Origin of the sequence: Pseudomonas japonica (assembly GCF_900188455.1) — a bacterium.
Lineage (GTDB): Bacteria > Pseudomonadota > Gammaproteobacteria > Pseudomonadales > Pseudomonadaceae > Aquipseudomonas > Aquipseudomonas japonica.
The window spans coordinates 165,755-171,754 of sequence record NZ_FZOL01000017.1; the positions used below are offsets into that span (position 1 = coordinate 165,755).

The following is a 6,000-nucleotide window of genomic DNA, read 5'->3' on the forward strand; positions in this document are numbered from 1 at the left end:
ACCAATAGAGGGAATACCCATGCACCCTTTACTGTCGAAAACGGCGACCGTCCTGGTCGTCACCGCATTGGCCCAAGGCGTTGCCCAGGCACAGCTGTTCGCGGTTGATTCCGGGCCCTATACCCCCGCCAACGGCGGTTTCGCCGCCTGGTATCAAGACAGTCATGGCCGAACCCTCGACCTGTGCCTGTCCAAGGCCGTCAGCTCGCGGGTGGCCGGCGCACCCGGGGCACCCACCTACATGTGCAACCTGCTGCCCACTCCCGGGGTGTTCGATGACGCGCAGCCGGTGGTATTTCCCACCAACTTCCCCGACGAAGCCTTCTGGTTCACCGCCGACGGCAGCATCGCCGATGCCGCGCGCGGCATCGACCTGTCCTACGGCGCGGCCATCGAAGCCGCGTTCGCCGCCGAGGAGCCGGTCGAAGGCGATCAGATCAGCTTCGCCCGCATCCGCATTCGCGTGGACGTGCCCAGCGCCGGCACCTACGTGATCACCCACCCCTACGGCGTCGACGTGTTCAACGTCGAGGTCCCCGGGCGCCGGGCGATCAACATGACCCGGGACATCGGCATCGGCGCCCCGCAAACCTACGATGGCGCGCTCAAGGGCGATATCGGCCCGTTCCTGCGCAGCGTCAACGGCCCCTATACCGAAACCAACCCGGTGACCGGCGCGGCCGAACGCTTCATCGGCGATCCGAACCTTGAAGAAGCGGTGACCGGCAGCCCGTTCAACACCAACTTCATCCGCATCGAAGGGCCCGGCGGCCTGGACCTGCGCAGCACGGTGTTCGCCGTCTCCGGCAAGTTGTCGAGCGTGGTGCGGCCGACCCCGCTGATTCCCCAGCGCAGCACCTACTCGCGCAAACCCGGGAGCAACGGGCCGGTCGCCCAGCAGGACGTATTCGTCATGGCCCCGCCGCCGCCGGGCAGTGTCGCCCTGACCAGCAGCACCCCCGTGCTGAACCTGACCGAGGCCGACACCACCGGGCGCTGGTATGCCCAGAGCGCGGTCAACCCGATCCTGCCGAGCACCCTGCAGGTCACCGCCGACAACCACCTGGCGATTGCCGACAGCACGCCGACCACCCTGCCCCTGGCCCTCACCGACCTGGTGGTGATCCAGCGTGCCGAATACAGCCTGAGCTCCGGACAACTGACCCTCGAGGCCTCGACCAGCGATGAAACCTCGCCGCCGGTCCTCACCGCGACCTCGGGCAGCGGCGCGGCCATCGGCGCCTTGAGCGGCGACGGCGCCGTCAAGAGTCTGGCCACCGGCATCTCGCCCATCCCACCGGCCACGGTCCGCGTGACGTCATCCAATGGCGGCAGCGACACCGAAGAAGTGGTCATCGTGCAATGAACGCTCATCTGCCCGGATCCTCATCAGGAGGCATCATGAACAATTGGCCACGTCTGGCGCTCAACGCCCTGGGACTGACACTGTCGCTGTCCGGCAGCGCCTTCGCGCAACTCGCCGCGGTCGACCCCGGCCCCTACACCTTCGCCACCGGGAAATTCCCCATGTGGTACCAGGACAACAACCTGCTGTCGCTGGAGCTGTGCCAGTCCCGGGCCGCCAGCTCGCGGGTGGCGGCCAGCGTACCGCCCGCCTACATGTGCACCCTGCTGCCGGAACCGGGCATCTTCGATGACGGCCAGCCGATGGTGTTTCCCGACAACTGGCCACCGGAAGCCTTCTGGTTCCTGGCCGAGGCAAGCATTCCCGCGGTCGGCAACAGCGGTTTCGAACTGGACGCCTACGTGGCCGGGATCGAGGCCGCCTTCGCCGCGGAAAACCCGGTGGATGGCGACCAGCAGAGCTTCGCACGCATCCGCATCCGGGTTTCCGTGCCCACGGCGGGGGTCTACACCATCACCCATCCCTATGGCGTGGAGACCGTCAACGTCAGCGCGCCCGGACGCCGGGCGATCAATATCACCCGTGACATCGGCATCGGCGCCCCGGGCAACTTCAGCGGCGCGGTCAATGGCGCGATCGGCCCGTTCCTGCGCAGCGTCAACGGCCCCTACACCGAGGTGAACCCGGAAACCGGCGCCGTGGAAACCTTCATCGGCGACCCCAACCTCACCGAGGCGGTCACCGGCAGCCCCAACAACACCAACTTCGTGCGCATCAGCGGGCCGAACGGCAGCATCCAGACCAACCTCTTCACCCTCTCCGGCAAGGTCCTCGACACCCGTGCGCAGACCCCGGTGGAGATCGCCCGCGCGACGTACCGGCGGACCTCCTCCGGCAGCGGCGGCACCACCCGCGTGGAGGTCTTCGCCAAGGCCGCCGCCGGTACCACGCTGTGCTTTCGCGAGTCCATCGCCCTGGTCGCCGGGCCGCCGCAGTCGCCTTGCCTGATCAACCTGCTGGGCGACAACAACGGTCTGTTCTTCGGCCAGCGTGCCTTCAGCGGTGCGGTACCGCCGGTGGTGGTGGTCACGGCGAGCAATCCGGCCGGCAGCACCCGCCCGACCGCCGTGTCGAGCAAGCTCAGCGACCTGGTGAAAATCCAGACCGCCCGCTACGACTGGGAAACCGGCACGCTGCTGATCGAGGCCAGGTCCACCGATGAAGTGGTGGTTCCCGACATGGTTGCCCAGGGCTACGGACGCCTGTCGAAAAATGGCACCCTGCAACGGCTCAGCGTCACCGGCCTGAGCCAGCCGCCAGCGAGCGTGACGGTCAAGTCCGCCGCCGGCGGCAGCGACAGCGAGCCGGTGGTGGTGGTCGGCAGCGCACCCAACAGCGGCGAGAACCAGCCGCCCGTGGCGCAGGCCGACAGCGGCAGCACCAGCTTCGGCGTACCGATCACCCTCAACCTGCTGGCCAACGACAGTGATCCGGACGGCAACACGCCGTTGAGCATCACCGCCCTGACCCAGCCACCGACCGGACAAGGCACGGTGGCCCTGAGCGGCAGTACCGCGGTGGTCTACACGCCACCGGCGGTGGTCAATGCGCCGCTGACCACCTCGTTCACCTACAAGGCCCAGGACGTCAAGGGCCTGGCCTCCACCACAGCCGCCACGGTCACCATCACCGTTGCACCGAACCAGCCGCCGCAGGCGGTCAACGATGCCGTCTCGACCCTTGGCGTGGCGATCCCCATCAACGTCCTGGCCAACGACACCGATCCGGAGGGCAACCTGCCGCTGGCCGTGGCCAGCTTCACCCAGCCCGCCCCGGGACGCGGGACCGTCACCAGCAATGGCACGGTGCTCACCTACACCCCGCCGGCCACGGTGACCACGGCCTTTACCACGACCTTCACCTACGTCGCCCGGGACAGCTTCGGCGCCCTCTCGACGGCGCCGGCGACGGTCACCGTGCAGGTCTCGCCAAGGCCCGCTGCGGAAACCTTCACGGTGACCACGGCAACCGTCTCGGCCCGCTCCAACAACCGCTTCACCTGGGACTTCGCCGGCACCTCGTCGGTGACCACCGGCAACACCATCACGGTGCAGGTGAGCACACCGAGCGGGCCTGTGACCCTGGGCAGCACCACGGTGCCGGTCACCGGCCGCTGGCGGCTGACGGTGAACAACACCACCACGGTGGTGCCGGCGGCGAACCCCACCGCCACCATCACCTCGTCCCAGGGCACCGTGCGCACCGTCGCGGTAACCGCCAACTGAGCCCGCGCCCCGCCAGCCCGGTGCTGGCGGGGCGCCTTGCCAGAGGACTCGCCCATGAACCTCTCGACCGCCGCCCTGCTCGGCCTGCTTCTGCTGTGCGGCAGCGCGGGCGCGCGGGCCGACGACCTGATGGAAAACGACGATCTCGCCGCTGGCGGCGACCTGGGCGAACTCCCCGCGCCGGTCGGCCAGCAGGCCCTGATCGAGCAGAACGGCCAGGCCAACAGCGCACGGGTGCAACAGGGTGGCCAGTCACTGCTCGGCAGCATCACCCAGTCGGGCAGCGACCAGGAAGCCTGGATCCTGCAACAGGGCAACGACCTGATGGCCCTGATCAGCCAGCAAGGCAGCGGCAACCGCGCGGGCATCAGCCAGACCGGCAGCCACAACCGCGCACAGATCACCCAGACCGGCAATGCCAACGACGCCACCATCGACCAGGCGGGCACGGGGCTGCAAAGCGCCGTCAACCAGTCCGGCAATGGCCTGAGCGTCTCGGTCCGACAATATCGCTAACGCACTGCACTACCCGGAGGTTTCATCATGTTCAAACTGACGCCCCTCGCCGCCGCCATCCTGGTCATTGCCAGTGCCCAGGTCATGGCCGACGACAGCCTCTCCAGCCAGAGCCAGTTCGGTACCGCCAACATCGCCGATGTGAAGCAGAACCTGGCACCGTCCAGCAGCGCCACCCAGCAGCAGTATGGCCAGGGCAATGACGCCGCCGCGGTGCAGGACACCGCGAGCAGTACCCTGCAGCAGTACCAGAACGGCGACTACAACGCCGGTTACGCCGAGCAGTTGTACGAAAACGCCAGCACCATCACCCAGCAACAGCAAGGTGCCTACAACATCGCCCATGCCAGCCAGTCGATCGGCGAAGGCGGCAACGTCGTGCTGCAGCAGCAACAGGGCAACGGCAACTTTTCCTTCGTCTACCAGGAGAGTCAGGACAGCGGCAGCGGCAAGACCTGGCAGTCCGGTGACGGCAACGAGGCCAACATCGAACAGATCTGGCCGGGGGTCGGCAACAACGCCTTGATCATTCAATACGGCACCGGCAACTACGGCACCGCCGAGCAACTGTCGCAGAACGCCGGCCAGATCGAGATCAACCAGGCGGGCGAAGGCAACTATGCCTACGGCGACCAGCGCAACGGCGTCGGTGGCAGCGTCACGATCAACCAGTTCGGCGACTTCAATGGCACCGAGGTCTGGCAGGACAGCCAGCTTGCCAGCCATGCCCGCATCGACCAGTACGGGCAAGGCAACGAAACCGTGGTCGATCAGAGCTTCGGCGAAAGCAACCTGGCCCAGGTGCTGCAAGTGGGCGATCTCAACGCGATCTACGCGGATCAGTACGAATCCCTGGGCTCGACCCTGGGCCTGTACCAGCAAGGCAGCGGCAACGTTCATTTCACCTACCAGAGTGGCGACGGCCACGTTCTCAGCGCCGCCTCGGTGGGCAATGCCAACAAGGTCTATGCCAGCAACTGGAAGGGTCCGCAGTCCGGTGGGCAGTTCGGCAGCAACCAGCGCGCGACGGTCAGCCAGGTCGGCGGCGGCAACGTCGCCAACTTCACCCAGGATGGCATCGGCCAGATCATGACCACCGTGCAGACCGGCGTCGGCAACCAGACCGCGGTCAACCAGGCCGACAGCTACAACGAGCTGTACTTCGAGCAGAACGGCAGTGACAACCTGCTCGTCGCCGATCAGCGTGGTACCACCAACCTTGCCCAGGGCTTTTCGAACGGCGCTGGCAACAGCACCGAGTTCGAACAGTCCGGCACTGGCAACCAGGCGTTCACCGCGCAGTTGTATGGCAGCGACAACCAGATCACCGTCAAGCAGGCTGACAGCCTGAACGTGGCCTATGTCACCCAGGGCGGGACGGGCAACATTGCCACGGTCGATCAGAGCGGGACCACGCAGATGGCGACGGTGCAGCAGTTCGGGACGGCGAACCAGGCGAGTGTTCTGCAGCAGTAGGGGGTTGGCAAGAAAGACCGCGGCCGGTTTGGGTCGCGGTTTTTTTTGGGGGGGAGTTCGCTTGACAGATGTTGCGCCCATGAGATCGAGTGGCGCATCGCTGTGCATGTCGATGCTCTTCTAGCGCCCTTGAGATCGAGCGCCGCCCGCGCGGCGCTTCGCGAGCAAGCTCGCTCCCACAGTTTGTTGCAACGCGCCATGGCCTGTGGGATTGGGGTTGTCAGCCTTTGTTTTTTCGGCGATGCATCGCGGGGAGGCTGTTTGAGCTGGTCAACTTTTTCCGGACACCGCAATGTGGGAGCTCAGGCTATCTGCCGCTCATACCGGTTGGGCGGTAGATAGCCCAGGGTCGAATGC

The 6,000-nt window shown here is 66.5% G+C and carries 4 protein-coding genes; all 4 read left to right on the forward strand.

The window, feature by feature from the left end; translation table 11 throughout:
• Positions 1–19: 19 nt before the first annotated feature.
• Genes CHB99_RS20155 through CHB99_RS20170 form a run of 4 tightly spaced genes read left to right on the forward strand, consistent with a single transcriptional unit; the run spans position 20 to position 5,643 of the window.
• Positions 20–1,366, forward strand: a complete 1,347-nt coding sequence (locus CHB99_RS20155; RefSeq protein ID WP_042126816.1) for a hypothetical protein — start codon at positions 20–22, stop codon at positions 1,364–1,366.
• A gap of 35 nt (positions 1,367–1,401) precedes the next feature.
• Positions 1,402–3,651 (forward strand): Ig-like domain-containing protein, encoded by a 2,250-nt coding sequence (locus CHB99_RS20160; protein WP_042126814.1) that lies wholly within the window; start codon positions 1,402–1,404, stop codon positions 3,649–3,651.
• Positions 3,652–3,705: 54 nt separating this feature from the next.
• Complete coding sequence (locus CHB99_RS20165) at positions 3,706–4,167, forward strand: curlin (RefSeq protein ID WP_042126812.1); 462 nt, start codon at positions 3,706–3,708, stop codon at positions 4,165–4,167.
• A 27-nt stretch (positions 4,168–4,194) separates the two neighbouring features.
• On the forward strand, positions 4,195–5,643 hold the full coding sequence (locus tag CHB99_RS20170; RefSeq protein WP_042126810.1) for a curlin: 1,449 nt from the start codon (positions 4,195–4,197) through the stop codon (positions 5,641–5,643).
• Positions 5,644–6,000: the final 357 nt, after the last annotated feature.

Excerpts from the sequence above, each read along its gene's own strand:
- CHB99_RS20170 (WP_042126810.1), top strand. The coding sequence starts at position 4,195 with ATGTTCAAACTGACGCCCCTCGCCGCCGCCATCCTGGTCATTGCCAGT.
- CHB99_RS20155 (WP_042126816.1), top strand. The coding sequence starts at position 20 with ATGCACCCTTTACTGTCGAAAACGGCGACCGTCCTGGTCGTCACCGCA.
- CHB99_RS20165 (WP_042126812.1), top strand. The coding sequence starts at position 3,706 with ATGAACCTCTCGACCGCCGCCCTGCTCGGCCTGCTTCTGCTGTGCGGC.
- CHB99_RS20160 (WP_042126814.1), top strand. The coding sequence starts at position 1,402 with ATGAACAATTGGCCACGTCTGGCGCTCAACGCCCTGGGACTGACACTG.